22 protein-coding genes are annotated in these 25,267 nt (G+C 64.6%); 18 read left to right on the forward strand and 4 right to left on the reverse strand.

What is annotated here, in order from left to right; genetic code table 11:
* Positions 1–187 precede the first annotated feature (187 nt).
* The 9 genes from AC5ZFO_RS38450 (at position 188) to AC5ZFO_RS38490 (ending at position 12,793) form a co-directional block, all read left to right on the forward strand.
* Positions 188–1,294: an efflux RND transporter periplasmic adaptor subunit gene (locus tag AC5ZFO_RS38450; protein WP_282524426.1), complete on the forward strand. Its 1,107-nt coding sequence runs from the start codon at positions 188–190 to the stop codon at positions 1,292–1,294.
* 176 nt (positions 1,295–1,470) lie between these two features.
* Positions 1,471–4,608: an efflux RND transporter permease subunit gene (locus AC5ZFO_RS38455; protein WP_282524425.1), complete on the forward strand. Its 3,138-nt coding sequence runs from the start codon at positions 1,471–1,473 to the stop codon at positions 4,606–4,608.
* A gap of 33 nt (positions 4,609–4,641) precedes the next feature.
* Positions 4,642–5,241: a TetR/AcrR family transcriptional regulator gene (locus AC5ZFO_RS38460; RefSeq protein WP_282524424.1), complete on the forward strand. Its 600-nt coding sequence runs from the start codon at positions 4,642–4,644 to the stop codon at positions 5,239–5,241.
* A gap of 144 nt (positions 5,242–5,385) precedes the next feature.
* On the forward strand, positions 5,386–6,009 hold the full coding sequence (locus AC5ZFO_RS38465; protein WP_496123476.1) for a flavin reductase family protein: 624 nt from the start codon (positions 5,386–5,388) through the stop codon (positions 6,007–6,009).
* Between the two features lie 303 nt (positions 6,010–6,312).
* Positions 6,313–8,580 (forward strand): acyl-CoA dehydrogenase, encoded by a 2,268-nt coding sequence (locus AC5ZFO_RS38470; RefSeq protein ID WP_282524422.1) that lies wholly within the window; start codon positions 6,313–6,315, stop codon positions 8,578–8,580.
* Entirely contained in the window at positions 8,580–9,863 is a 1,284-nt protein-coding gene (locus tag AC5ZFO_RS38475; RefSeq protein WP_282524421.1) for an acetyl-CoA C-acetyltransferase, read from the forward strand. Before AC5ZFO_RS38470 ends, AC5ZFO_RS38475 begins: the two co-directional genes overlap by 1 nt.
* A 2-nt stretch (positions 9,864–9,865) precedes the next feature.
* Complete coding sequence (locus tag AC5ZFO_RS38480; RefSeq protein ID WP_282524420.1) at positions 9,866–11,962, forward strand: 3-hydroxyacyl-CoA dehydrogenase NAD-binding domain-containing protein; 2,097 nt, start codon at positions 9,866–9,868, stop codon at positions 11,960–11,962.
* A gap of 7 nt (positions 11,963–11,969) precedes the next feature.
* On the forward strand, positions 11,970–12,380 hold the full coding sequence (locus AC5ZFO_RS38485; RefSeq protein WP_085398536.1) for an acyl-CoA thioesterase: 411 nt from the start codon (positions 11,970–11,972) through the stop codon (positions 12,378–12,380).
* A gap of 221 nt (positions 12,381–12,601) precedes the next feature.
* A complete protein-coding gene (locus AC5ZFO_RS38490) occupies positions 12,602–12,793 on the forward strand; it encodes a hypothetical protein (RefSeq protein ID WP_282524419.1) in 192 nt (63 codons plus the stop codon).
* Between the two features lie 142 nt (positions 12,794–12,935).
* On the opposite strand, the gene AC5ZFO_RS38495 is transcribed toward AC5ZFO_RS38490, so the two are convergent.
* Positions 12,936–13,400, reverse strand: coding sequence for a nuclear transport factor 2 family protein (locus AC5ZFO_RS38495; protein ID WP_282524418.1), 465 nt, complete (start codon positions 13,398–13,400; stop codon positions 12,936–12,938).
* 154 nt (positions 13,401–13,554) lie between these two features.
* Between AC5ZFO_RS38495 and AC5ZFO_RS38500 the strand changes: the two genes are divergently transcribed.
* Together AC5ZFO_RS38500 and AC5ZFO_RS38505 are read left to right on the forward strand one after the other, a co-directional pair.
* Positions 13,555–14,253 carry an HAD family hydrolase gene (locus tag AC5ZFO_RS38500; protein WP_282524417.1) on the forward strand — a complete coding sequence of 233 codons (699 nt, stop codon included), beginning with the start codon at positions 13,555–13,557 and terminating at the stop codon, positions 14,251–14,253.
* A gap of 91 nt (positions 14,254–14,344) precedes the next feature.
* Positions 14,345–15,190, forward strand: coding sequence for a DeoR/GlpR family DNA-binding transcription regulator (locus tag AC5ZFO_RS38505; protein WP_014497447.1), 846 nt, complete (start codon positions 14,345–14,347; stop codon positions 15,188–15,190).
* A gap of 4 nt (positions 15,191–15,194) precedes the next feature.
* Here the strand turns inward: AC5ZFO_RS38505 and AC5ZFO_RS38510 are convergent, their stop codons facing one another.
* On the reverse strand, positions 15,195–15,611 hold the full coding sequence (locus AC5ZFO_RS38510) for a type II toxin-antitoxin system VapC family toxin (protein WP_282524416.1): 417 nt from the start codon (positions 15,609–15,611) through the stop codon (positions 15,195–15,197).
* A complete protein-coding gene (locus tag AC5ZFO_RS38515; RefSeq protein ID WP_282524415.1) occupies positions 15,611–15,859 on the reverse strand; it encodes a type II toxin-antitoxin system prevent-host-death family antitoxin in 249 nt (82 codons plus the stop codon). The genes AC5ZFO_RS38510 and AC5ZFO_RS38515 overlap by 1 nt, the downstream gene beginning before the upstream one ends.
* Positions 15,860–16,122: 263 nt before the next feature.
* Here AC5ZFO_RS38515 and glpD point away from each other — a divergent pair, with 263 nt between their 5' ends.
* From glpD to AC5ZFO_RS38550, 7 genes are all read left to right on the forward strand, one after another.
* Positions 16,123–17,673, forward strand: a complete 1,551-nt coding sequence (gene glpD, locus AC5ZFO_RS38520; RefSeq protein WP_282524414.1) for a glycerol-3-phosphate dehydrogenase — start codon at positions 16,123–16,125, stop codon at positions 17,671–17,673.
* Entirely contained in the window at positions 17,670–18,809 is a 1,140-nt protein-coding gene (locus AC5ZFO_RS38525; RefSeq protein WP_282524413.1) for an ABC transporter ATP-binding protein, read from the forward strand. Before glpD ends, AC5ZFO_RS38525 begins: the two co-directional genes overlap by 4 nt.
* Positions 18,810–18,821: 12 nt before the next feature.
* A complete protein-coding gene (locus AC5ZFO_RS38530) occupies positions 18,822–19,907 on the forward strand; it encodes an ABC transporter ATP-binding protein (protein WP_282524412.1) in 1,086 nt (361 codons plus the stop codon).
* The gene (locus AC5ZFO_RS38535; RefSeq protein ID WP_282524411.1) at positions 19,907–20,881 is read left to right on the forward strand and encodes a carbohydrate ABC transporter permease; all 975 of its coding nucleotides are present in this window, start codon (positions 19,907–19,909) and stop codon (positions 20,879–20,881) included. The genes AC5ZFO_RS38530 and AC5ZFO_RS38535 overlap by 1 nt, the downstream gene beginning before the upstream one ends.
* Positions 20,881–21,687: a carbohydrate ABC transporter permease gene (locus AC5ZFO_RS38540; protein WP_282524410.1), complete on the forward strand. Its 807-nt coding sequence runs from the start codon at positions 20,881–20,883 to the stop codon at positions 21,685–21,687. The genes AC5ZFO_RS38535 and AC5ZFO_RS38540 overlap by 1 nt, the downstream gene beginning before the upstream one ends.
* A gap of 10 nt (positions 21,688–21,697) precedes the next feature.
* The gene (locus tag AC5ZFO_RS38545) at positions 21,698–22,027 is read left to right on the forward strand and encodes a DUF2160 domain-containing protein (RefSeq protein WP_282524409.1); all 330 of its coding nucleotides are present in this window, start codon (positions 21,698–21,700) and stop codon (positions 22,025–22,027) included.
* A 130-nt stretch (positions 22,028–22,157) separates the two neighbouring features.
* Entirely contained in the window at positions 22,158–23,900 is a 1,743-nt protein-coding gene (locus AC5ZFO_RS38550; RefSeq protein ID WP_282524464.1) for an ABC transporter substrate-binding protein, read from the forward strand.
* A gap of 264 nt (positions 23,901–24,164) precedes the next feature.
* Here AC5ZFO_RS38550 and AC5ZFO_RS38555 read toward each other — a convergent pair whose 3' ends face one another.
* Positions 24,165–25,265, reverse strand: coding sequence for an alkene reductase (locus AC5ZFO_RS38555; RefSeq protein ID WP_282524408.1), 1,101 nt, complete (start codon positions 25,263–25,265; stop codon positions 24,165–24,167).
* Positions 25,266–25,267 lie beyond the last annotated feature (2 nt).

The following is a 25,267-nucleotide window of genomic DNA, read 5'->3' on the forward strand; positions in this document are numbered from 1 at the left end:
GGGCTCATACGTATTTCCGCTGGTTACATGTAACCCTATCAAGAGATGGTGCGCATTACCAGCGCACAAGGCTCACCCAATCCTTACCACCCCTTAACGATCACGCTTTCCTGATGACTGACGATTATTGACTTTTATCAGTGATTAGTCGACATTCCTCTTATCGCAGTCGCGGGAGTGTCCTCCGATGTTCGTCCGGTCAGTTTTGTCCAGCTATTCCAAGCTCTTGGCGGGTGTGTCGCTGGCCCTGATGGCCGCGGCGCTGGCCGGGTGCAATGACACCGTCGCTGAAAAGGCCGAGCCGCCGCGGCCGGTTCTGGTCGCGACCGCCCATTATGATGCCGAGACGCCGGAGCGCAGCTTCGTCGGCACTGTCAGGCCCCGGATCGAGAGCGATCTCGGTTTCCGCGTGGCCGGCAAGGTTGCCAAGCGTCTGGTCGAGGTCGGCCAGACCGTCGAAATCGGCCAGCCGCTCGCGACCCTCGACGAGGTCGATCTAAAACTCCAGGCCGAGCAGTCCGTCGCCGAGCAGACTGCCGCGACCGGCGTTCTGGCCCAGGCCGCCGCGGCCGAGCAGCGCGCCAAGGATTTGAAGGCCAAGGGCTGGACTACGGATGCGGCGATGGATTCGAGCCGCGCCGCCGCCGATGAGGCCCGCGCGCGTCTTGACCGGGCCGTGCGCTCGGTCGAGCTGACCAAGAATTCTCTTTCCTACGCGACGCTCAACGCCGACGCCCGTGGCGTCGTCACCGCAACGCTGATCGAGCCCGGCCAGGTGGTTGCCGCAGGCCAGACTTCGATCCGTGTCGCCCGCTTTGCCGAGAAGGAAGCGGTTGTCGCGATCCCTGAGACGCTGGTTGGGCGTGCCAAGTCGGGCGCCGCCAGCGTCACTCTTTGGTCGGAGCCGGACAAGAAATATGCGGCCAAGCTGCGCGAGATCGCGCCGACGGCCGATCCGTCGACGCGCACCTATCTTGCAAAGTTCTCGCTGCCCGAGGCCGGCGACAAGGTTTCGCTCGGCATGACCGCGACGTTGACACTGTCGGATGCCGCGACCGAGCGGGTCGCACGGCTGCCGCTGTCGGCGCTGTTCAACGAAGGCGGCAAGCCCTCCTTCTACGTCGTCGACGACAATGGCAGCGTCACGCTCAAGCCGGTCGTGGTGAAGTCCTACGAGAGCAACGACGTCATCATCACCAGCGGTGTCGACGAGGGCGCCAAGATCGTGGCGCTCGGCGTGCAGAAGCTCGATCCGAGCCAGCGGGTGCGGATCGTCTCGTCGCTGTCCTTCTAGAGCTTACGAGTTACGTCGTGTGAGGTGAGTTTCGGCCCAAGCGCAAATGCTGGGGCTGAAGCGGCGAAGCGATCCAGAATCTGCCCAGCCCCCTGGATTGCTTCGCTGCCTCGCGACGACGGTTTGAACAGAGTGGCTGTGGTTTTTTTGCAATCGGACCATCTTTGGAGAGTGCGATGAAGCGCTTCAATCTTTCGGCCTGGGCCGTCAGCCATCCGACGCTGGTCCTGTTCCTGATGATCATACTCGGCGTCGCCGGCTTCTTCTCCTACCAGAAGCTCGGGCGAGCCGAGGATCCGTTCTTCACGGTGAAGGTGGTCAACGTCTCCGTGATCTGGCCGGGCGCGACCGCGCAGGAGATGCAGACGCAGGTCGCCGATCCCATCGAGAAGAAGATCCAGGAGCTGCCCTATTTCGAGAAGGTGCAGACCTATTCCAAGCCGGCCTTCACCGCGCTCCAGGTGACCTTCCGCGATTCCACGCCGCCGAAGGACGTGCCGTATCTGTTTTATCTGCTGCGCAAGAAGCTCGCCGACGTGCAGGGCCAGTTGCCTTCGGGCATTCTTGGACCCGTCGTCAACGACGAGTTCTCCGACGTCGATTCCATCCTCTACATGATGACCGGCGACGGCGCCGACTATGCCCAGCTCAAGAAGGTCTCGGAAGGCTTCCGCCAGCGCCTGCTGAAGGTGCCTGGTGTGACCAAGGTCGACGTCTACGGCAACCAGGACGAGCGCATCTTCGTCGAATTCTCGCACGCCAAGCTCGCCACTCTCGGTATCACGCCGCAGGCGCTGTTCGATTCGCTCGCCAAGCAGAACAACGTGACTCCGGCCGGCACGGTCGAGACCTCGTCGCAGCGCGTGCCGCTGCGCGTCACCGGCGCGCTCGATGGCGCCAAGGCCGTCGCCGAAACGCCGGTCGAGAGCAACGGCCGCGTGTTCCGTTTGGGTGATATCGCCACCGTCACCCACGGCTATGTCGACCCGCCGAGCTTCATCGTGCGCCAGGAAGGCAAGGCCGCGATCGGCATCGGTGTCGTCACCGCCAAGGGCGCCAACATCCTCGATCTCGGCAAGGAGGTCGAGAAGGCCACCGCCGAGTTCATGAAGGCGGTGCCGCAGGGCATCGACGTCAAGCTCATCGCCGACCAGCCCAAGGTGGTCGAGCACGCCGTCGGCGAGTTCGTGCACTCCTTCATGGAAGCGCTCGTCATCGTGCTGTTCGTGTCGTTCCTGGCGCTCGGCTGGCGCACCGGCATCGTGGTCGCGCTGTCGGTGCCGCTGGTGCTCGGCATCGTCTTCGTCGTCATGAACACGATGTCGCTCGATCTGCACCGCATCACGCTCGGCGCGCTGATCATCGCGCTCGGCCTGCTGGTGGATGACGCCATCATCGCGGTCGAGATGATGGTGGTGAAGATGGAGCAGGGCTGGGACCGTTTTCGCGCGGCCTCCTTTGCCTGGGAATCCACTGCGTTTCCGATGCTCACGGGAACGCTGGTCACGGCCGCTGGCTTCCTCCCCATCGGCTTTGCCAATTCCGCGGTCGGCGAATATGCCGGCAGCATCTTCTGGATCGTGGCGATCGCGCTGGTCGCCTCCTGGTTCGTGGCGGTGATCTTCACGCCCTATATCGGCGTCATGCTGCTGCCCAACATCAAGGTGCACCACAATCACGATCCGCACGCGGTCTACGAAACCCGCATGTACCGCGGCCTGCGCGCCATCGTGCAATGGTGCGTCAACCACCGCATCACCGTGGTGGCCGCGACCGTCGGCGTCTTCATCGCCTCGATCGTCGGCTTCGGCCATGTCCAGCAGCAGTTCTTCCCGCTGTCGGAGCGGCCCGAGCTGTTCCTCCAGCTCCGCCTGCCCGAGGGCACGGCCTTCAACGTTACCGAGAAGGCGGTGAAGAAGGCCGAGACGCTGCTCAAGGACGACAAGGACATCGAGACCTATACGTCCTATATCGGCCAGGGCTCGCCGCGCTTCTGGCTCGGCCTCAATCCGCAGCTTCCGAACGAGGCCTTTGCCGAGATCGTCATCGTCGCCAAGGGCGTCGAGGCGCGCGAGCGCATCAAGGCCAAGATCGAGAACGCGGCTGCGGAGGGCATGCTGACCGAGGCGCGTGTGCGCGTCGACCGCTTCAACTTCGGTCCGCCGGTCGGCTTCCCCGTCCAGTTCCGCGTGATCGGCCCCGACGCCAACAAGGTGCGCGAGATCGCCTACCAGGTCCGCGACGTCATGCGGCAGAACAAGAGCGTCAAGGACGTCCAGCTCGACTGGAACGAGCAGTCGCCCTACCTCAAGCTCGTCGTCGACCAGGATCGTGCCCGCGCCATGGGCCTGACGCCGCAGGACGTCTCGCAGGCGTTGTCGATGCTGATCTCGGGTGCGCCGGTCACGACTATTCGCGACGGCATCGAGAAGGTGGGCGTGGTCGCTCGTGCGGTCCCGTCCGAACGCCTTGATCTCGGCGGCGTCGGCGATCTGACCATCACCTCGAAGAACGGCGTCGCCGTGCCGCTCCAGCAGATCGCCAAGATCGAGTATGCCCATGAGGAGCCGATCATGTGGCGGCGTAACCGCGACATGGCGATCACCGTGCGCTCCGACGTCGTCGACGGCGTGCAGGCGCCCGACGTCACCAGCCAGATCACGCCGAAGCTGAAGGCGATCAAGGACAATCTCGAGCCGGCCTACCGCATCGAGCCGGGCGGGGCGTTCGAGGAATCCGCCAAGGGCAACGCCTCGATCTTCATCCTCTTCCCGCTGATGGTGATGGTGATGCTGACGCTGCTGATGTTCCAGCTGCAGAGCTTCTCGCGCCTGATCCTGGTGTTCCTCACCGCGCCGCTCGGCATCGTCGGTGCCTCGTTCGGCCTCAACGTCGCCAATGCCCCGTTCGGCTTCGTGGCGCTGCTCGGCCTGATCGCGCTCGCCGGCATGATCATGCGCAACGCCGTCATCCTGGTCGACCAGATCGAGACCGACGTTTCCCACGGCCTGACCCGCCGTGAGGCGATCGTGGAGGCAACCGTCCGCCGCGCCCGGCCGGTGGTGCTGACGGCGCTCGCCGCGATCCTGGCCATGATCCCGTTGTCGCGCTCGGCGTTCTGGGGCCCGATGGCGATCACGATCATGGGAGGCCTGTTCGTCGCGACCTTCCTGACGCTGCTCTACCTTCCGGGCCTCTACGCCCTGTGGTTCAGGAAGAGCCTGGACGAGGCGGGCACCCCCGAGCAACCTGCCGCGCCGCAGCATGGGAGCGATGACCAGCACGCAATTCCGCTTGCTGAAGCGGCTGAATAAATGAGAAGACTGCTGACGGACGAGTCCTGACACATGACACTGGTTGCGGAACATATCGAAGGCGACACCCGGGATCGTATCCTCGAGGTGGCCGAGCGGCTGTTCCGCCAGATCGGCTACCAGAAGACCACGGTCGGGGACATCGCCAAGGAGCTCAGGATGAGCCCCGCCAACGTCTATCGCTTCTTCGAATCGAAGAAGGCGATTCACCAGTCGGTGGCGCGGGCCTTGATGGGCGAGGTCGAGATCGAAGCGCAGCGGATCGTGGCGCGGCCCGGTCCGGTGCTCCCGCGCTTCCGCGAACTGCTGACCACCATCCATCGCATGAACACCGAGCGCTATGTCGGCGATAACAAGCTGCATGAGATGGTCGAGATCGCGATGCAGGAGGACTGGGACGTCTGCGTCGCCCATATGGAGTGCATTGCCGGCGTCATCGGCCAGGTGATCGCGCAGGGAGCCGCGTCCGGCGAGTTCGAGGCGCCGGACCTGCAACTGGCGTCGCTGTGCGCCTGCACCGCGATGATGCGCTTTTTCCACCCCCAGATGATCGCCCAGTGCGCCACCAAGCCGGGCCCAACCATCGACCAGATGATCGATTTCGTCATCGCGGGTCTGTCCCCGCGCCACTGACGGGCGCTGGAATTTCCCCCTATAAGCTGGCCGACGTAGCCCGGATGGAGCGAAGCGCAATCCGGGATGGTTCAGCGTCGCGCTGGCGGACCCGGATTACGCTTCGCTCCATCCGGGCTACCAGGATCAGGGGAAGACCTCGCCGTGACCGACAAAGACCTCTATTTCTACGAGCCCTCCAAGGGCCACGGCCTCAAGCACGATCCCGTCAACGCCATCATCGCGCCGCGGCCGATCGGCTGGATCTCCTCCCGCGACACCAAGGGCCACGTCAACCTCGCGCCCTACAGCTTCTTCAACGCGTTCTGCTACGTGCCGCCGATCATCGGCTTCTCCTCCACCAACTGGAAGGACACGGTCTCGAACATGGAGCAGACCGGCGAGTTCGTCTGGAATCTCGCCACCATGGACCTCGCCAGGCACATGAACGCGACTGCCGCGCATGTGGCCCCCGAGGTCGACGAGTTCGAGATCGCCGGCCTCACCGCCGTGCCCGGCAAGCTCGTCAACGTGCCGCGGGTGGCTGAGAGCCCCGTCGCCTTCGAGTGCAAGGTCTCCGACATCGTCCGCCTCAAGGGCGCCGACGGCAAGGAGGCCGACGCCTGGCTGACGCTGGGCGAGGTCGTCGCCGTCCATATCGACAAGGCCATGATCAAGGACGGCGTCTACCAGACCGCCGCCGCCCGCCCCATCGTCCGCGCCGGCCGTCGCGGCGACTATTTCGAGATCAAGCCGGAGAACATGTTCGAGATGGTGCGGCCGGATTAGGCCAAGCCGCCGTTCTCTCCACACGTCATTCCGGGGCGACGCGTGGCGTCGAGCCCGGAATCCATAACCACCATCGGGAGTATGGATTCCGGGCTCGCGCCAAGAGGCGCGCCCCGGAATGACGATGTGGCGACGTCCCTCCCTATTTTCCCTCCCCGGAACTGCCCCACGCCCCGGCCGTTATGGCCCCCGGGGCGGCCGCCCGGCCGCGTCAATTCGCTTCTTTTTGCTCGCGAAGTGTTCACTTACCCCGGCCACTTTCCGCTAAAATGCCGATAACCGCGCCGATGCATGAGGTCAGCCATGAGCTTCCGCCGCGACAAAATCACAAAGCCGATCTTCTCCTGGGCGCGCGGCGTGCTGCCGGCGATGTCCGACACCGAGCGCGAGGCGCTGGAGGCCGGTGACGTCTGGTGGGATGCCGACCTCTTCACCGGCAACCCCGACTGGACAAAATTGCTGAAGGTGCCTCAGGCGACGCTGACCCCCGAGGAGCAGGCCTTCCTCAACGGCCCGGTCGAGGCGCTCTGCGCCATGCTCGACGAGTGGAAGATCTTCTGGGAATGGCGCGACCTGCCGCCGGAGGTCTGGCATTTCGTCAAGCGCGAAAAATTCTTCGGCATGATCATTCCGAAGGAGTTTGGCGGTCTCGGCTTTTCGCCCTATGCTCATTCGGAAGTGGTGCGCAAGATCTCGACCCGGTCGATTGCGGCGGCCGTCACCGTGATGGTGCCGAACTCGCTCGGGCCCGGCGAGCTGTTGATGCGCTTCGGCACGAAAGAGCAGCAGGAGCGCTGGCTGCCGCGCCTCGCCGACGGCCGCGACATTCCCTGCTTCGGCCTGACCAGCCCCGAAGCCGGCTCCGACGCCGCCTCGATGATCGACACCGGCATCATCTGCAAGGGCGATTTCGAGGGCCGCGAGGTCATTGGCCTCAGGCTCAACTGGCACAAGCGCTACATCACGCTCGGCCCGGTGGCGACGCTGCTCGGTCTCGCCTTCAAGGCCTATGACCCCGACCACCTCGTGGGCAGCCAGGACGAGCTCGGCATCACCGTCGCGCTGATCCCGACCAATCTGCCCGGCGTCAAGATCGGCCATCGTCATCTGCCGTCGATGCAGGTGTTCCAGAATGGCCCGAATTGGGGCCGCGACGTCTTCATCCCGCTCGACTATGTCATCGGCGGCAAGGAGAAACTCGGGCAGGGCTGGAAGATGCTGATGACGGCGCTTGCCGCCGGCCGCGGCATCTCGCTGCCGTCGTTGTCGGCGGCCGGCGCCGCCTATGCCGCCCGCACCACCGGCGCCTATGCCCGCATCCGCGAGCAGTTCGGCATCTCCATTTCCAAATTCGAGGGCGTCGAGGAGCCGCTCGCGCGCATCGTCGCGACCGCCTACCAGCTCGACGCGGCGCGCCGGCTGACCTGCGCGGCGCTGAATGCCGGCATCCATCCCGCCGTCATCTCCGGGATCATGAAGTTGCACGCGACCGAGCGGATGCGCACCGCAGTCGACGACGCCATGGACATCCATGGCGGCAAGGCCGTGATCGACGGTCCGCAAAACTATCTCGGCAATCTGCACCGCGCCGTGCCTGTCGGTATCACGGTCGAGGGTGCCAACATCCTGACGCGCAACCTCATCGTGTTCGGGCAGGGCGCCATCCGCGCGCATCCCTATCTGCTCGACGAGATGAACGCGTTGGCCGACACCGATCGCGAGCGCGGGCTCGCCGCGTTCGACAAGGCGTTCTGGAAACATGTCAGCCATAGCTCCCAGACGCTGTTGCGTGCATTCGGCCGGAGCTGGAGCTTCGGCGCCTTCGCGCTTGCGCCGGATGCGGGCGATGCCACGCCATTCTATCGCCAGCTCGCGCGCTACTCCGCGGCCTTTGCGCTCTGCGCCGACATGGCGCTGCTCACGCTTGGCGGCGCGCTCAAGCGCAAGGAGATGCTGTCGGCGCGCTTCGGCGACATCCTCTCCGAGCTCTACCTGCTTTCGGCGGCGCTGAAGCGCTGGCAGGACGAAGGCCGGCAGAAGGAGGATTTTGCTGCGCTCGAATGGTGCATGGCGACCGGCTTCAAGACCATCGAGAACCGGCTCGCCGAGATCCTCGCCAATCTGCCCAATCGTTTTGTCGCTGTCATCCTCAAGCTCATCGTCCAACCCTTCGGCGCGCGGGTGCTCGGCCCGTCCGACCGGGTCGTGCACCAATGCGCCAGCCTCGTGCTGGAGCCGTCGGCCGCGCGCGAGCGTCTCACGCCGGATCTCGCTTATGTCGACGACGACGGCGGCTTTGCCCGGCTGGAGCGCGCATTCAAGCTGGTTGCGGGCACCGATGCCATCGCCAAGCGCATGCGCGCGGCGCACATGCGCGACTGGAAGGACGCCGTCACCAAGGGCGTGATCACGCAGGCCGAGGGTGAGCAGCTTGCCGCCGCTCACGAAGCCGTCACAAAAGTGATCGAGGTCGATGATTTTGCGCCGGAAGCGCTGTCGCCGATTTACAAGAAAACCGGAGATGTGCATCAGTTCTTCCAGGAACTCGGTGAACAGAGGGCGGCGAGCTGATGGCACGACCGGTTTTCATCGTCGACGGCAGCCGGACGCCGTTTCTCAAAGCGCGTTCGGGGCCGGGACCGTTCACGCCGGTCGATCTCGCTGTGCAATGCGGCCGGCCGCTGCTGGCGCGCCAGCCGTTTTCGCCAACGGATTTCGACCGGGTCATCCTCGGCTGCGTCAACGTGATCGCGGACGAGATGAACCCGGCCCGCGTCGCCGCGCTCCGGCTCGGCATGGGCGAGGACATGGTCGCCTTCACCGTGCAGATCAATTGCGGCTCCGGCATGCAGTCGATCGACACGGCCTACCGCTACATTCGCGAGGGCCATGCCGACATGATCCTCGCCGGCGGCACCGAGGCGCTGAGCCACGCGCCGCTGGTCTGGCCAAACTCCGGCGTGCGCTGGTTCGCCGGCCTTGCCACCGCCAAGGGCGTGGCCGCGAAGCTCGCTGCCGCCTTCAGGCTGCGGCCGCGCTATCTCAAGCCGATCATCGGCCTCGAGCGTGGCCTCACCGATCCCATCACCGACTTGAACATGGGCCAGACCGCCGAGGTCGTCGGCCATCTCTTCGGCATCACGCGGGCACAGTCCGACGCCTATGCCGCCGAGAGTCATCGCCGGCTCGCGCAGGCGCAGGCCGAAGGTTTCCTCAAGGGCGAGGTCGAGACCGCGTTCTCCCGCGACGGAAAATTCTTCGACCATGACGACGGTGTGCGGCCTGACTCGACGGCCGAGACGCTGGCAAAGCTCCGGCCGGTGTTCGAACGCCCCTGGGGCCAGGTCACCGCCGGCAATTCGTCGCAGATCACCGACGGCGCCTCCTGGGTGATCCTCGCCTCCGACGCGGCGGTGGCCAAGCACAGACTGACGCCGAAGGCCGTCATCGTCGACAGCCACTGGGCTGCGCTTGATCCCAGCATTATGGGGCTTGGACCCGTGATGTCCGCGACGCCGCTGCTCCAGCGCAACGACCTCACCGTCAAGGACGTCGAGACCTGGGAGCTGAACGAGGCCTTCGCGACGCAGGTGCTTGGCTGTCTCGCCGCCTGGAACGACGACAAATTCTGTCGCGAGATCTTGGGCCTCGATGGCGCGGCCGGAGAGATCGACCGTGACAAGCTCAACGTCGATGGCGGCGCCATCTCGCTCGGCCATCCCGTCGGCACGTCCGGCAACCGCATCGTGCTGCATCTCGTCAACGCGATGAAGCGGCTCGGCACGCGCCGCGGCGTTGCGACCGAATGCATCGGCGGCGGGCTCGGCGGCGCCATGCTGATCGAGGCGGTGTGACCATGGATTCCAGGATCATGACCGCGCTTGGCGACCGCGTGCTGGAGCTTGGGCCGAAGCCCGCGACCGACAGCCCCTACAAGCACTTCAAGCTGACGCGCGATGCCGACGGCGTCGCCTGGCTGCTGTTCGACCGCGCAGATGGCAGCGCCAACACGCTGTCCTCGGACGTGATGGAGGAGTTCGATGCCGTGCTCGCGGCGATCGAGACCGAACGTCCCGCGGGCCTCGTGATCCGCTCGGCAAAGCCGTCCGGCTTCATTGCCGGCGCCGACGTCAACGAATTCCGCGGCGCCCGCGATCCCGAGATGGTCGAGACACGCATCCGTGCGGCGCATGCCGTGGTCGATCACCTGGAAGCGCTGAAGCTGCCCACAGTCGCGGTCATCCACGGCTTCTGCCTCGGCGGCGGGCTGGAGGTCGCGCTGGCCTGCCAGTCGCGCATTGCGATCGATGGCGCGCGCTTCGGCTTCCCGGAGGTGATGCTCGGCCTGCATCCCGGCCTCGGCGGCACCGCGCGCTTCACCGCGCTGGTGAATCCGACCCAGTCGATGGCGCTGATGCTGACCGGCCGCACCATCGATGCGCGCCGCGCCAGATCGCTCGGCCTTGTCGATACCGTGACGCAGGAGCGGCACGTCCGTAACGCGGTGAAGGATGCGCTGTTCGGCCGTCTGAAGCGGGCGCGTCCGGGCGTTCTGACGCACGCGGCGAATTTCGGTCCCGTGCGCGGGCTGCTGGCCAGGCGCATGCGCTCGGAGGCGGCGAAGGCCGCGCCACGCGAGCATTATCCGGCGCCCTACGCGCTGATCGATCTCTGGGAGACCCATGGCGGCAGCAAGGCCGCGATGCTGAAGGCCGAGCAGGCCTCGTTCGCCAGGCTGATGGTGACGCCGACCGCGCAGAATTTGATCCGCGTGTTCTTCCTGCGCGAGCAGATGAAGAAGACGGCCGGTGGCGGCAACACGATCAAGCACGTCCATGTCATCGGCGCCGGCGCCATGGGTGGTGATATCGCGGCCTGGTGTGCGGGGCAGGGGCTGCGCGTCTCGCTCGCGGACATGAAGGCGGAGCCGGTCGCCGGCGCGGTGAAGCGCGCGGCCGAGCTTTACGGCAAGATCATCCGCAAGCCGACCGAAGTGCGCGATGCGCTGGATCGTCTGATCCCCGACATGGACGGCGAGGGCGTCCGCAACGCCGACCTCATCATCGAGGCGGTGCCGGAAAAGCTCGAGCTGAAGCAGAAGGTCTATGCGGGCCTCGAGCCGAAGCTGAAGCCGGACGCGATCCTCGCGACCAACACGTCGAGCATTCCGCTCCAGGATCTGCGCACCACGCTGGCGCGGCCCGAGCGCCTCGTCGGCCTGCATTTCTTCAACCCGGTGTCGCGGCTGCAGCTGGTCGAAGTCGTCAGCCATGACGGCAACGATGCGCAGGTGCTGAAGGAGGCGCTCGCCTTCGTCGGCGCGATCGACCGTCTGCCGCTCTCCGTGAAGAGCTCGCCCGGCTTCCTCGTCAACCGTGCGCTGACGCCCTACATGCTGGAGGCGATGGTGATGCTGGACGAGAAGATCGACCAGCGCCTGATCGACGCGGCGGCCGAGCAGTTCGGCATGCCGATGGGGCCGATCGAGCTCGCCGACCAGGTCGGGCTCGACATCTGCCTCGACGTCGGCGACATGCTGCGTACCAAGTTCGGCGATCTGCTCCCGCCGACGCCGGCCTGGTTGCGCGAGAAGGTCGCCAAGGGCGAACTCGGCCGCAAGACGGGCAAGGGTTTTTACACCTGGAAGGACGGCAAGGCGGAGAAGGCGCCGCTGCCCGAGACCGGCCCGCGGGTCACCGACCAGATGATCGACCGCCTGGTGCTGCCGATGTCAAACGTCTGCGTCGCGGCACTCCGCGAAGGCATCGTCGACGATGCCGATGCGGTCGACGGCGCCATGATCTTCGGCACTGGATATGCACCGTTCCGCGGCGGTCCGCTGAACTACGCGCGCACGCGCGGCGTGGAAAATGTCGTATCCACCTTGCGCGCGCTGGCCGAGCGATTCGGCGGGCGCTTTGCGCCCGATCCGGGCTGGGACAATTTCAAGTGAGACCGACATGACCGAAACGTCCGACACCGAGCCGCGCGGCGATCTCTGCATCCGCACGCTGGCAATGCCCGCCGACACCAATGCCAACGGCGACATCTTCGGCGGTTGGTTGCTCAGCCAGATGGATGTCGGCGGCGGCGTGTTCGCATCGAAGCTCGCGAGGTCGCGTACGGTCACCGTGGCGATCGAGGCGATGAATTTTCGCAAGGCGGTCTATGTCGGCGATCTCGTTTCAGTTTACGCCAATCTCGTCCGCGTGGGCCGCACCTCGATGACCGTGCATCTCGAGGCCTGGGCGCTGCGGCGCAGGGAGCTCCAGCCGATCCTCGTCACCGACGGTCATTTCACCTACGTCTCGATCGATGATGACGGCCGTCCGCAAGCGATCCAGCGCAACGATCCGCCGATCGCGACGTAATCGCGCGCGACGCTCTGCCCATCTCACGAGAACTTGCGGCACGCCAAACGCGGCGCGACTGAGTCACCGCGTCGCGGCTTCGCCAAGAACAAGTCATAAAACGGATGAGGTCCCGGCGTACTCAATTGCGTGTCGATTCGGGGTGGAAACGGCCACAAAATGCTCAGGAACCTTTGGGCAGGACTGCCGTTATTTGCCCGCACTGAGGGAATCCACGGACCATGTCGGACAGCTACATTATCGAAGTCGACTCGCAAACCGCAGGTATCGTCGTTCGTTCTCAGGGAGGCTATTGTTTCTTCGCCTCGTCCCATCGCTTCAATCGCCTTGAAGGCCAGCTTTTCCGCAACGCCCGCGAAGCCGAGCGTGCCGCGCGCAAGCTGGTTAACGGCGATGTGAAGGAAGCGGCGTAATAGTCCCTCTGATCATTCCGGGGCACGCATAGCGCGTGGTCGGAATTTTTTGCCTAGCACATCGCTGCTCTGCCTTCTCTTCTTGCGGGGAGGAGGCCGCCCTATGCCGCCCTCTCCCGCAAGGGGAGAGGGCAAGAACTCATCACAACTTCGTCGCAGCCCGCGACAGCAGCTTCCAATCGTCGCCCTGCTTCTGCCAGTTCATCAGGATGTGAAGATTGGTCGATACTTTTTTCCCATCGGCTGCCATTTCCTGTTCGCCCATCCAGTGGAAGCGCACGATCGCGGCGGGGCCGACGACCTTGATGGTCGGGTCCTTGTACTCGATCGACAGGAATTTTGATTTGCCGTCGGTAGCGTTGGCGACGAAGGTCGCCTTGTCCTCGACCTTGCCGTTGGAATGGCTGTAGCTCACATCGTCGGCGCAGAGCGCGCCGAGCGCCTTGGGATCGGCCGCGATCTGGGCAAGGCGGAAGGCCTCGACCTTTTTGGCCACGGCTTCCTCGTCCGCCGAAGCGGCCAGCGCCGGTGTGAGAGCAAGCGCAGAGGCCGCAAGGGTTGAGACGGCAAGAGTCGAGAGAGCCAGATCGCGTCGGTTGATCGTCATCGTTTCCTCCTTTTTGATCTTGCGCGGAGTGTTGCAGCCGCGCGCGACTTTGTCGAGTGTCGCGTGGCGAGCATGTCGATGCGTCATTGCGTGATCGGGGCTGCATTGATACGTGTTTCGTATTGATGCATCGTGCATTCGGGAAAGTACGGAAATGATCGAGGCCAAAGGGCAGGCGCAGGGGCAAGTGACGGGCAGGGCGCTGCTGTTCGACATCGACGGCACACTGGCCAACACCGACCCGCTGCACCTCAAGGCGTTCAACCAGGTGCTTGGGCCGCGCGGCCATCTGTTCGATCACGCGCGCTTCTCAAGGGAGCTGCAAGGCTTCGCCAATGCGTCGATCGGCGAGCGCTTTCTGCCCGACGAAACCGTGGAACAGCGTGTCGCGATCCTCGGAGAGAAGGAGATCGTCTTCCGCACACTCGTCGCCGGACAGATCGAGCCGCTTCCGGGGCTGATGGCGCTGCTCGACCGCGCGGATGCCGCCGGCATTCCCATGGTCGCCGTAACCAACGCGCCGCGTCTGAATGCCGAGCTGTTGCTCTCCGGTCTCGGCATCACGCACCGCTTCAGGGCGCTTGTGATCGGCGACGAGCTGCCTCACGGCAAGCCGCACCCGCTGCCCTATCAGGAGGGGCTGCGTTTCGTCGGCGGCAGCGCGACGGCTTCGATCGCGTTCGAGGATTCCCGCTCCGGCGTGCAGTCGGCGACGGCCGCCGGCATTCCGACCATCGGCATCCGGACGAGCCTCAGCCATGCCGACCTTGTTGGCGCCGGCGCGGTCGCCTCCGCCGGCGCGTTCGACGATCCGGAACTGCTCGCGCGTCTCGCCGCCGCGATGGCATGGTGAGAGGCTTCGTCCGTTAACCGTGATCGCTGAGCGCATTGACCGAACGTGCGAACCGCCGCACCATGCGCCTTCCTGATTTGAGGCCATCGCCGTGACCGGATTGACCCATCGCCAAGCCGAAATCCTCAACATCGCGCGCGCCTCGGGGCGCGTCATGGTCGAGGAGCTCGCGCGGCGGTTCGAGGTCTCGGCGCAGACGATCCGCAAGGATCTCAACGATCTCTGCGAGCGCCGCTCGCTGACCCGTATCCACGGCGGCGCCATCATCGCCTCCGGCGTCGAAAACCTCGCCTACGAGGCGAGGCGGTTCGTCGCCGCCGACGAAAAGAAGGCGATCGGGGCTGCGGCCGCCTCGTTGATCCCGAACGGCTGCTCGCTCTTCATCAATATCGGCACCACGACCGAGGAGGTGGCGAGCGCGCTGACCTCGCACGAGGACCTCCTCGTCATCACCAACAATCTCAACGTCGCGATGCTGCTCTACCGCCATCCCCGCATCGAGGTGGTGGTCGCCGGCGGCACGGTGCGGCGTGCCGACGGCGCCGTGGTCGGCTCGACCGCGACTCAGCTCATCGGCCAGTTCAAGGTCGACTACGCCATCATCGGGGCGTCCGCGATCGACGAGGAGGGCGCGCTGCTCGACTTCGACTATCGCGAGGTGCAGGTGGCGCAGGCCATCATCGCCAATGCCCGCAGCGTCATGCTGGTTGCCGACTCCACCAAGCTGCGCCGCAGCGCGCCGGTGCGCATCGCCCATATCACCCAGATCCAGACCTTCGTGACCGACCAGGAGCTGCCCGAGCGTCTCGCCACCATCTGCCACAGCAAGGGCATCGAGGTGATGGCGGCGATGCCGAAGGGGGCGGATATCGATGATGCGACGGCCGATGCTCAGGATGCGGCACCGGAAGCCGCGCCGGTGGTGCGGCTGAGATAGCGGCCTAGGCGCCGCTCCATGGGTTGAGCAGCGGAACGCCTGTTGGTTCGAAATCCCCCACGTTGCGCGTAACAACGGTCAAGGCGTGAACAAGCGCGGTCGCTGCGATGAGGGCATCGCGTTCGGCCCGCGGGTTGGGAACGTGAAGTTGGGCACGGCGCTGTGCCACGACCGTATCGATAGCCAGGATCCGCCCCTCGAAGCGGGCAAGAATGTGATCGTCGATCCACGTGCGCAAGACTGTACTTTGGACCGCGTCTTTGCGCTCGATCAGGCGCGCGCCCAGTTCGATTTCGAGAATCGAGATCACGGATATGAAAAAATTCGCCGCGGGAATTGCATTGGCCCAGGCGACGACATTGCGATCAGCTTTGTTCGGTCGCCTCAGTTCGGAAATGACATTGGTGTCCAGCAGAAACATCAGTCGAGATCGGCAGTCTTGATCCCGCCTGTCATGCGAGGCGGATCGAAATCGAAGTCCGCGTTCGCCTGCGCCAGAGCTTCGGCAAGGCTCATGTGCCCGCCGCTCAGGCGCAAATAATCCTCGATGGTCAGCAGGACGTGGGCAGGGCGGCCGCGATCCGTAATGAAGACGGGCCCCTGCGAGGCTGCTTTCTTGGCGCCGCTTGTATCCTGGTTGAATTCCCGGCTGGTCAGGGTGGTCACCATCGTAAGAGCCTTCTCGCCGTGGCAATGCCTTGCTAACCAAAATTATATGTAGGCATGTTGCTACATTCAAGTCCTGCGGTGCTGTTCGATCAAGCCTTTTGCCTCCAAACTTGGCCGTTCTCCTGCCGATTTCTCCGCCGCATTGGCGTTAAAAAAGTTCCTCTTTCACTTCCTTTCGCCTCTCTTTCATCTTGCTTTCGTTTTTCGGTATGATCTAATCAAAAACGAAAGTAGTCGCTCGAAGGAACGAGCGGTCCCGGGGGATGCGTCTGTTGGAGCGTATTTTCGACCTCGCCATTATCGGAGGCGGTGTTAACGGCTGCGGCATCGCGCGCGACGCGGTGGGCCGTGGCAACACGGTTTTCCTGTGCGAAATGAACGATTTGGCGAGCGGGACCTCGTCCTGGTCGACCAAGCTGGTGCATGGCGGCCTGCGCTATCTCGAATATTACGAGTTTCGCCTGGTCCGCGAGGCGCTGATCGAGCGCGAGATCCTCTGGGGCATCGCGCCCCATATCATCCGTCCCCTGCGTTTCGTTTTGCCGCATCACGCCGGCCTGCGTCCGGCCTGGCTGCTGCGTCTCGGCCTCTTCCTCTATGACCATATCGGCGGCCGGCACCTGTTGCCGGCGACGCGTTCGGTTGATCTCAGGCGTGACGAGGTTGGCCGTCCGCTGATCCCGAACCGCTACAGCCGCGCGTTCGAATATTCCGACTGTTTCGTCGACGACGCCCGTCTCGTCGTGCTCAACGCGCGCGATGCCGCCGACAAGGGCGCCGAGATCCGCACCCGCACCCGCGCGACGGATATCAAGCAGTCCGGGGGCATCTGGACCGTGGGCATGGTCGACACGCTGACCGGCGCGCGTTCGTCGATCCAGGCCCGCGCGCTGGTCAATGCCGGCGGCCCCTGGGTCGAGGATGTGCTCGGCCGCGGCGCCGGCGTCAACGCGAAAGCCAAGGTGCGCCTGGTGCAGGGCTCGCACATCGTGGTCAAGAAACTCTACGACCACGACCGCGCCTACATGTTCCAGAACGCGGACGGCCGCATCATCTTCGTGATCCCGTACCAGGACGACTTCACGCTGATCGGCACCACCGATCGCGATTATGACGGCGATCCCGCCAAGGTGAAGGCGACGCCCGAAGAGATCGAGTACCTCTGCGCCGCCGCGAGCGAATATCTGGCCAAGCCGGTGACTTCAGCGGACGTGGTCTGGACCTATTCCGGCGTGCGACCGCTTTATGACGACGGCGCCAGCGAAGCCAAGGCCGCGACGCGCGACTACGTTTTCGAGCTCGACACACCCGGCGGCGTGCCGCTGCTCTCGATCTATGGCGGCAAGATCACGACCTACCGCCGGCTCGCCGAAGAGGCGCTGGAACGGCTCGCGCCCTATCTTCGCAGTGCGAAAGCGCGCGAAGGCTGGACCGGCAAATGGCCGCTGCCCGGCGGCGACATGGGCGTGTCCGACGTCGACGGCCTGATCGCCGAGCTCCAGCGCGGCTATCCCTTCCTCAGTCTCGAGCACGCCCGGCGTCTCGCCCGCGCTTACGGCACCCGTGCCATCAAGCTGCTCGGCGATGCCAAATCGGCGGCCGATCTCGGCCAGGCCTTCGGCGCGACGCTGACCGAGCGCGAGGTCCGCTACCTCATGGCCAATGAATGGGCGGTCACGGCGGAAGACATCGTCTGGCGCCGCTCCAAGCTTGGCCTGCGACTATCTGCCGACGAGATCGCTGCATTGAACGACTGGATTACAACCCATACTGTGCCGCAAAGTCCCCTGCTGGAAGCGGGAGGACGCCCATGACCGTGACGCTCGATCATGTGACCCGGACCGTCGAGGGGATACCACACATCCGCGACGTCTCGCTGATGCTCGAGAGCGGCACGCTCAACGTGCTGCTCGGGCCGACGCTGTCGGGCAAGACCTCGATCATGCGGCTGCTCGCCGGCCTCGACAAGCCGACCTCGGGCAAGGTGCTGGTCAACGGCAAGGACGTCACCGGTGTCGACGTGCGCCAGCGTTCGGTCGCGATGGTCTATCAGCAGTTCATCAACTACCCCTCGCTCACGGTCTACGAGAACATCGCTTCGCCCTTGCGCGTGCAGGGCAAGCCGCGTGAGGAGATCGAGAAGCGCGTGGCGGAAGCCGCGCGGCTGCTCCGGCTCGAGCCGTTCCTGAAACGCACGCCGCTCCAGCTCTCCGGCGGCCAGCAGCAGCGCACCGCGATGGCGCGCGCGCTGGTGAAGGGCGCCGATCTCGTGCTGCTCGACGAACCGCTCGCCAATCTCGACTACAAGCTGCGCGAGGAGCTGCGTACCGAGCTGCCGCGCATCTTCGAGGCGTCCGGCGCGATCTTCGTCTATGCCACGACCGAGCCGACCGAAGCGCTGCTGCTTGGCGGCAACACGGTCTGCATGTGGCAGGGGCAGGCGCTCCAGATCGGCGAGACGCCGAACGTCTACCGCCGTCCGCAGACGCTGCGTGTCGCCCAGGTGTTCTCCGATCCGCCGCTCAACCTCGTCGGCATCGAAAAGAAGAACGGCTCTGTGCAATATGCGGGCGGCATCGCCGCGCCGGCCTCCGGTCTCTATTCATCGCTCGCCGACGGCGCCTATCGCGTCGGCTTCCGCGCCCATCAGCTCGCGCTTGCCAATGGCGAGGCCGACCGCCATGCCTTCCACGCCACGGTGACGGTGACCGAGATCACCGGTTCGGAGAGTTTCGTGCATCTGACCCGCGACGGATCGAACTGGGTGGCGGTGCTACACGGCGTGCACGAGTTCGAGCCCGGCCAGACCATCGATGCCGTGCTCGATCCCAATGATGTCTTCGTCTTCGACGCGGCCGACCGACTGGTCGCTGCGCCGGGCATAGCGTTTTCAAGCGAAGTGCGTAGCGGTTCGCGTGAAGAAAACGCGTCAACAACGAAAAGCTCTTGAGGGAGATGCGACATGGCCCGCATTGACCTCGTCGATCTCGCCCATTCCTACGGCGGCAATGATGCGCCGCAGGAAAGCTTTGCGCTGAAGCCGGTAACCATGACTTGGCGGCAGGGCGGCGCTTACGCGCTGCTCGGGCCGTCCGGCTGCGGCAAGACCACGCTGCTCAACGTCATCTCCGGCATCATCACGCCGTCGCGGGGGAAAATCCTGTTCGACGGCCAGGACATCACACCGCTGTCAACCCAGAAGCGCAACATCGCCCAGGTGTTCCAGTTTCCGGTGATCTACGACACCATGACGGTGGGGCAGAACCTGGCGTTTCCGCTGAAGAACCGCGGCGTACCGAAGGCCGAGATCGACAAGCGTGTCGCCGAGATCGGCCGCCTGCTCGACCTTGAGCCCTATCTCAACCGCAAGGCGACGCGCCTCACGGCGGATGCCAAGCAAAAAATCTCGCTCGGCCGCGGCCTGGTCCGCTCCGACGTCGCCGCAGTGCTGTTCGACGAGCCGCTGACCGTGATCGATCCCGAGCTGAAATGGCAGCTCCGCTCCAAGCTGAAGGCGCTGCATCGCGAGCTCGACCTGACGATGATCTACGTCACCCACGACCAGACCGAGGCGCTGACCTTCGCCGACACCGTTGTCGTCATGCATGACGGCCGCGTGGTGCAGAGCGGGACGCCCGCCGAGCTGTTCGACAAGCCGGCGCACACCTTCGTGGGCTATTTCATCGGCTCGCCCGGCATGAACATCCTGCCGGCCGAGGTTAGGGGTCGCGAGGCGCGCATCGGCGGGAATGTCATCGCGCTCAACCGCAGTTATGACAACCTGCCTGCCGGCGCCAAGATCGAGATCGGCGTGCGTCCGGAGTTCGTCGACGCCGTCGCGCCCGCACCCGGATTGCTCAGTGCGAAGATCGACCGCATCGACGACCTCGGCCGCATCCGCTTCGCGCGCGTCCGCATCGGCGAGGCCAAGATCGCGGCACGCGCGCCGGCGGGCTTCACTAGCGCGGACGGCACCGCCGGGCTGAGATTCGATCCGGCGCATGTCCACGTCTATGCCGACAGCCTTCTGGTGGAGGGAGCCGCCTGATGGACAAGACCGTCAACCAAAAAGCCTGGTTCCTGGTGCTGCCAGTGTTCCTGGTCGTGGCCTTCTCGGCGGTGCTGCCGCTGATGACGGTCGTGAACTATTCGATGCAGGACACCTTCGGCAACAACCAGTTCTTCTGGAACGGCGTCGGCTGGTTCAAGGAGCTGCTCGATCCCTCGACCGATCTCGGCGGCCGCTTCCTCGCCTCGCTCGGCCGCAATCTGTTCTTCTCCATGGTGATCCTCGCGATCGAGGTGCCGCTCGGCATCGTCGTCGCACTGTCGATGCCGCGCCAGGGCTGGACGGTCGCGGCCTGCCTCGTCATCCTCGCGCTGCCGCTGCTGATTCCGTGGAACGTGGTCGGCACGATCTGGCAGATTTTTGGCCGGCCCGACATCGGTCTGATGGGCTATACGCTCAATGCGATGGGCCTCGACTACAACTACGTGTCCAACGCAGTCGACGCCTGGATCACTGTCATCGTGATGGACGTCTGGCACTGGACCAGCCTCGTTGCGCTACTCTGCTATGCCGGCCTGAAGTCGATCCCCGAGGCCTATTACCAGGCTGCGCAGATCGACGGCGCCTCGCGCTGGGCAGTATTCAAGGCGATCCAGCTGCCGAAGATGAACCGCGTGCTCTTGATCGCGGTGCTGCTGCGCTTCATGGACAGCTTCATGATCTACACCGAGCCGTTCGTCGTCACCGGCGGCGGGCCGGGTAACTCGACCACCTTCGTCTCGATCGAGCTCGTCAAGATCGCGCTCGGCCAGTTCGACCTCGGCAAGGCCGCGGCGCTCTCGCTGGTCTACAATCTGATCATCCTGATCGTCTGCTGGATCTTCTACACCGTCATGACCAATGCCGGCGCCGAACGCAAAGTCCAGGCCGAGAGCGAGCCGGCGACTGAGCCCAAGCCGTTGGCCGCGCTCAAGCCCGTGACTGCACTCAAGCCAAAGGAAGGAGTGGCCTGATGCACTCAATTCCCGGCCGTCGCGTCATCATGGCGCTGTTCCTGATCTTCCTGCTGTTGCCGATCTACTGGCTCGTCAACATGAGCTTCAAGACCAACGCGGAAATCGTCTCGACGATGACGCTGTGGCCGCATACCCCGACGCTGCAGCACTACAGGCGTATCTTCACCGACGAGAGCTGGTATTCCGGCTACATCAACTCGCTCGAGTACGTCGTCATCAACACCATCATTTCGATCTCGGTGGCGCTGCCCGCGGCCTATGCGTTCTCGCGCTACCGCTTCCTCGGCGACAAGCATCTGTTCTTCTGGCTGCTGTCGAACCGCATGGCCCCGGCCGCGGTCTATGCGCTGCCGTTCTTCAACCTCTATTCGGCGATCGGGCTCTTTGATACTCCCTGGGCCGTTGCGCTCGCGCATTGCATCTTCAACGTTCCGCTGGCGGTGTGGATCCTCGAAGGCTTCGTCTCCGGCGTGCCGCGCGAGATCGACGAGACCGCCTTCCTCGACGGCTATTCGTTCCCGCGCTTCTTCATCAGGATCCTGGTGCCGCTGATCGCGAGCGGCATCGGCGTCGCCGCCTTCTTCTGCTTCATGTTCTCCTGGGTCGAGCTCCTGCTCGCGCGAACGCTGACCTCGGTGCAGGCAAAACCGATCGCGGCGATCATGACGCGTACGGTGTCGGCCGCGGGCATGGACTGGGGGCTGTTGGCCGCGGCCGGCGTGCTGACCATCATCCCGGGCGCCCTCGTGATCTGGTTCGTCCGCAATTACATCGCGAGCGGTTTCGCGCTCGGTCGGGTCTAGGGAGGCATCGATGGAATCTATTGCATGGATGGCCTGGACGCTGCCGACCGCGATCTTTTTCGTGGCGCTCGCCTGCACCCTCGCGGTCATGACGTATCTTGCCGCGGTCTATCCCGAAGCCGAGCGCGTCGGCGTGCTCAGCATTCCGACGACGCGGGGCGACCGCCTGTTCATCTCGCTGATCACGGCGGCCGTCATCCACCTTCTGTGGATCGCCTTCGCCGGCACCGATATACTCGCCACCCTGCCGATCGGCGAGGAAGGTTTTGAGATTTCGAGCCTGTGGCTCGCAAGTGGGATTTCGCTGGCCACGGCCGTGCTCATTTTTCGCACGGTCTGAAGCTCGCGAAGGGACGGCCAGGTCCGGGGGCAACCCGGGCCTGTATAAAATTTTGTCGCTGCAACGGAGGAACAACATGCGACAGTTTAGGAGAAGGAAAGGTCCATTGACCAAGAATAGTTTTCTGACCATGTCCAGCGCCGCCGCCATCGTTGCGGTGTCGTTCGCCGTCTCGGCGCCGGTCCGCGCCGCCGACGACGCCGCAATCCAGAAGTGGATTGCGGAATTCCAGCCCTCGACGCTGTCGAAGGACGAGCAGAAGAAGGAGCTGGAGTGGTTCGCCAAGGCCGCCGAGCCCTTCAAGGGCATGGAGATCAACGTCGTCTCCGAGACCATCGCGACCCACGAATACGAGTCGCAGACGCTGGCAAAGGCGTTCTCCGAGCTCACCGGCATCAAGCTCAAGCACGACATCATCCAGGAAGGTGACGTCGTCGAGAAGCTGCAGACCCAGATGCAGTCCGGCAAGAACGTCTATGACGGCTGGATCAATGACTCCGATCTGATCGGCACGCACTTCCGCTACGGCCAGACCATCGCACTGTCGGATTATATGACCGGCGAGGGCAAGGACGTCACCGATCCCCAGCTCGACGTCAACGACTTCATCGGCAAGTCGTTCGGCACGGCGCCGGACGGCAAGCTCTATCAGCTGCCCGACCAGCAGTTCGCGAACCTCTATTGGTTCCGCTACGACTGGTTCACCAACCCGGACTACAAGACCAAGTTCAAGGCCAAGTATGGCTACGAGCTCGGCGTGCCCGTGAACTGGTCGGCCTACGAGGACATCGCCGAGTTCTTCACCAACGACATCAAGGAGATCAACGGCGTCAAGGTCTACGGCCATATGGACTATGGCAAGAAGGACCCGTCGCTCGGATGGCGTTTCACCGACGCCTGGCTGTCGATGGCCGGCAACGGCGACAAGGGCATTCCGAACGGTCTGCCGGTCGACGAATGGGGCATCCGCATGGAAGGCTGCCGTCCGGTCGGCTCCTCGGTCGAGCGTGGTGGCGACACCAACGGCCCGGCTGCGGTCTACTCGATCACCAAGTACCTCGAGTGGATGAAGAAGTATGCTCCGCCACAGGCCCAGGGCATGACCTTCTCCGAGTCCGGTCCCGTGCCGGCTCAGGGCAACATCGCCCAGCAGATGTTCTGGTACACCGCCTTCACCGCCGACATGGTGAAGCCCGGCATCGCCGTGATGAACGCGGACGGTACGCCGAAATGGCGTATGGCTCCGTCGCCGCACGGCTCGTACTGGAAGGAAGGCATGAAGCTCGGCTACCAGGACGCCGGCTCGCTCACGCTGTTGAAGTCGACCCCGGCTGACCGCCGCAAGGCGGCCTGGCTCTATCTCCAGTTCATCGTTTCCAAGACGGTGTCGCTGAAGAAGAGCCATGTCGGTCTCACCTTCATTCGTGAATCCGACATCTGGGACAAGTCGTTCACCGAGCGTGCGCCGAAGCTCGGCGGCCTGATCGAGTTCTACCGCTCGCCCGCGCGCGTGCAGTGGACCCCGACCGGCAACAACGTGCCCGACTATCCGAAGCTCGCGCAGCTCTGGTGGCAGAACATCGGCGATGCGTCGTCCGGTGCGAAGACGCCGCAAGCCGCGATGGATGCACTCGCAGCCGCTCAGGACTCCGTCATGGAGCGCCTCGAGAAGTCCGGCGTGCAGGGCGCCTGCGGTCCGAAGCTGCACAAGAAGGAGACCGCCGAATACTGGTACGCCAAGGCCCAGAAGGACGGCACCATCGCGCCGCAGCGCAAGCTCGCCAACGAGAAGCCGAAGGGCGAGACGGTTGACTACGACACGCTGATCAAGTCGTGGCCGGCGTCCCCGCCCAAGCGCGCGGAAGCGAAGTAAGCGGCGCGTAGCGTCATCAAACACGAAAGGCCGGGAGCGATCCCGGCCTTTTTCTTTGTGGCACATACGTTCCACATTCTCGGTGTCATCGTCCGCGAAGGCGGACGATCCAGTACGCCGCGGCCCCGCGATTAGATCTCGCTGCCGGTGGTTACTGGATGCCCCGCCTGCCGCCTACGCTAAAGCTTCGGCGCCCTGGACCGCAGCCCCGGCGAAGCCTTGGCGTAGCCGGGTCGCGGGGCATGACACCGTCATGGGTGGAGACTACTCCGCCGGCTCGGCCGCCAGCGTCGGATAATCCGTATACCCCTTCGCGCCGCCGCCATAGAACGTGTTCTTGTCCCAATCGTTCAGCGCCGCGCCCGTCTTCAGCCGTTCGACGAGGTCGGGGTTGGAGATGAACGGCTTGCCGAAGGCGATGAGATCGGCCGCGTTCGCGTCCAGCACCTTGGTCGCGAGATCGAAGTCGTAGCCGTTGTTGGCGATGTAGGCTCCGGAGAAGCGCTTGCGCAGGTCCGCATAGTCGAACGGGGCGATGTCGCGCGGACCGCCGGTGGCGCCTTCGACCACGTGCAGATAGACCAGCTTGAGCGCGCTGAGGCCGTCGACGATGTGATCGAACAAGGCCTGCGGATTGGAATCGGAGAGGTCGTTGGCCGGCGTCACCGGCGAGATGCGGATGCCGGTGCGGTCGGCGCCGGCCTCGGCGGCAACAGCCCTGGAGACCTCCAGCATCAGCCGCGCGCGGTTTTCGATGGAGCCGCCGTAAGCATCGGTGCGCTTGTTGGCGCCGTCCCTCGCGAACTGGTCGAGCAGATAGCCGTTGGCGCCGTGGATCTCGACGCCGTCGAAACCGGCTTCGAGCGCATTCTTGGTGGCGCGCTTGAAGTCGTCGATGATGCCGGGAAGTTCGGAGAGCTCGAGCGCACGGGGCTCGGAGACGTCGGCGAAGGTGCCGTTCACGAAGGTCTTGCCCTTGGCGCGGATCGCGCTCGGCGCCACCGGGGCTGCGCCATTGGCCTGGAGATCGACATGCGAGATACGGCCGACATGCCAGAGCTGGATGAAGATCTTGCCGCCGCGCTCGTGCACGCGCTCGGTGACCTTGCGCCAGCCGGCGACCTGGTCCTTGCTGTAGATGCCGGGCGTGTCCTGGTAGCCTTGGCCCTGCTGCGAGATCTGGCTTGCTTCGGTGACCAGGAGACCTGCGGAGGCGCGCTGGCCGTAATAATCGGCGGCGAGCGGGCTCGGCACGAATGTGCCGGGCGCGGCGCGGTTGCGCGTCAGCGGCGCCATCACGAGGCGGTTCGCCAGCGTGATCGGGCCGAGCTTGTAGGTCTCTAGCAATTTGGTCGGACGGCTCATGG

The sequence above is a fragment of the Bradyrhizobium sp. Unk1 genome (assembly GCF_059512345.1).

Bases quoted from the DNA above. Each gene is read 5' to 3' on its own strand.
- AC5ZFO_RS38450 (WP_282524426.1), top strand. From the start codon at position 188: ATGTTCGTCCGGTCAGTTTTGTCCAGCTATTCCAAGCTCTTGGCGGGT.
- AC5ZFO_RS38455 (WP_282524425.1), top strand. From the start codon at position 1,471: ATGAAGCGCTTCAATCTTTCGGCCTGGGCCGTCAGCCATCCGACGCTG.
- AC5ZFO_RS38460 (WP_282524424.1), top strand. From the start codon at position 4,642: ATGACACTGGTTGCGGAACATATCGAAGGCGACACCCGGGATCGTATC.
- AC5ZFO_RS38470 (WP_282524422.1), top strand. From the start codon at position 6,313: ATGAGCTTCCGCCGCGACAAAATCACAAAGCCGATCTTCTCCTGGGCG.
- AC5ZFO_RS38475 (WP_282524421.1), top strand. From the start codon at position 8,580: ATGGCACGACCGGTTTTCATCGTCGACGGCAGCCGGACGCCGTTTCTC.
- AC5ZFO_RS38480 (WP_282524420.1), top strand. From the start codon at position 9,866: ATGGATTCCAGGATCATGACCGCGCTTGGCGACCGCGTGCTGGAGCTT.
- AC5ZFO_RS38485 (WP_085398536.1), top strand. From the start codon at position 11,970: ATGACCGAAACGTCCGACACCGAGCCGCGCGGCGATCTCTGCATCCGC.
- AC5ZFO_RS38490 (WP_282524419.1), top strand. From the start codon at position 12,602: ATGTCGGACAGCTACATTATCGAAGTCGACTCGCAAACCGCAGGTATC.
- AC5ZFO_RS38495 (WP_282524418.1), bottom strand. From the start codon at position 13,400: ATGACGATCAACCGACGCGATCTGGCTCTCTCGACTCTTGCCGTCTCA.
- AC5ZFO_RS38500 (WP_282524417.1), top strand. From the start codon at position 13,555: ATGATCGAGGCCAAAGGGCAGGCGCAGGGGCAAGTGACGGGCAGGGCG.
- AC5ZFO_RS38510 (WP_282524416.1), bottom strand. From the start codon at position 15,611: ATGTTTCTGCTGGACACCAATGTCATTTCCGAACTGAGGCGACCGAAC.
- AC5ZFO_RS38515 (WP_282524415.1), bottom strand. From the start codon at position 15,859: ATGGTGACCACCCTGACCAGCCGGGAATTCAACCAGGATACAAGCGGC.
- glpD (WP_282524414.1), top strand. From the start codon at position 16,123: ATGCGTCTGTTGGAGCGTATTTTCGACCTCGCCATTATCGGAGGCGGT.
- AC5ZFO_RS38525 (WP_282524413.1), top strand. From the start codon at position 17,670: ATGACCGTGACGCTCGATCATGTGACCCGGACCGTCGAGGGGATACCA.
- AC5ZFO_RS38530 (WP_282524412.1), top strand. From the start codon at position 18,822: ATGGCCCGCATTGACCTCGTCGATCTCGCCCATTCCTACGGCGGCAAT.
- AC5ZFO_RS38535 (WP_282524411.1), top strand. From the start codon at position 19,907: ATGGACAAGACCGTCAACCAAAAAGCCTGGTTCCTGGTGCTGCCAGTG.
- AC5ZFO_RS38540 (WP_282524410.1), top strand. From the start codon at position 20,881: ATGCACTCAATTCCCGGCCGTCGCGTCATCATGGCGCTGTTCCTGATC.
- AC5ZFO_RS38545 (WP_282524409.1), top strand. From the start codon at position 21,698: ATGGAATCTATTGCATGGATGGCCTGGACGCTGCCGACCGCGATCTTT.
- AC5ZFO_RS38550 (WP_282524464.1), top strand. From the start codon at position 22,158: ATGTCCAGCGCCGCCGCCATCGTTGCGGTGTCGTTCGCCGTCTCGGCG.
- AC5ZFO_RS38555 (WP_282524408.1), bottom strand. From the start codon at position 25,265: ATGAGCCGTCCGACCAAATTGCTAGAGACCTACAAGCTCGGCCCGATC.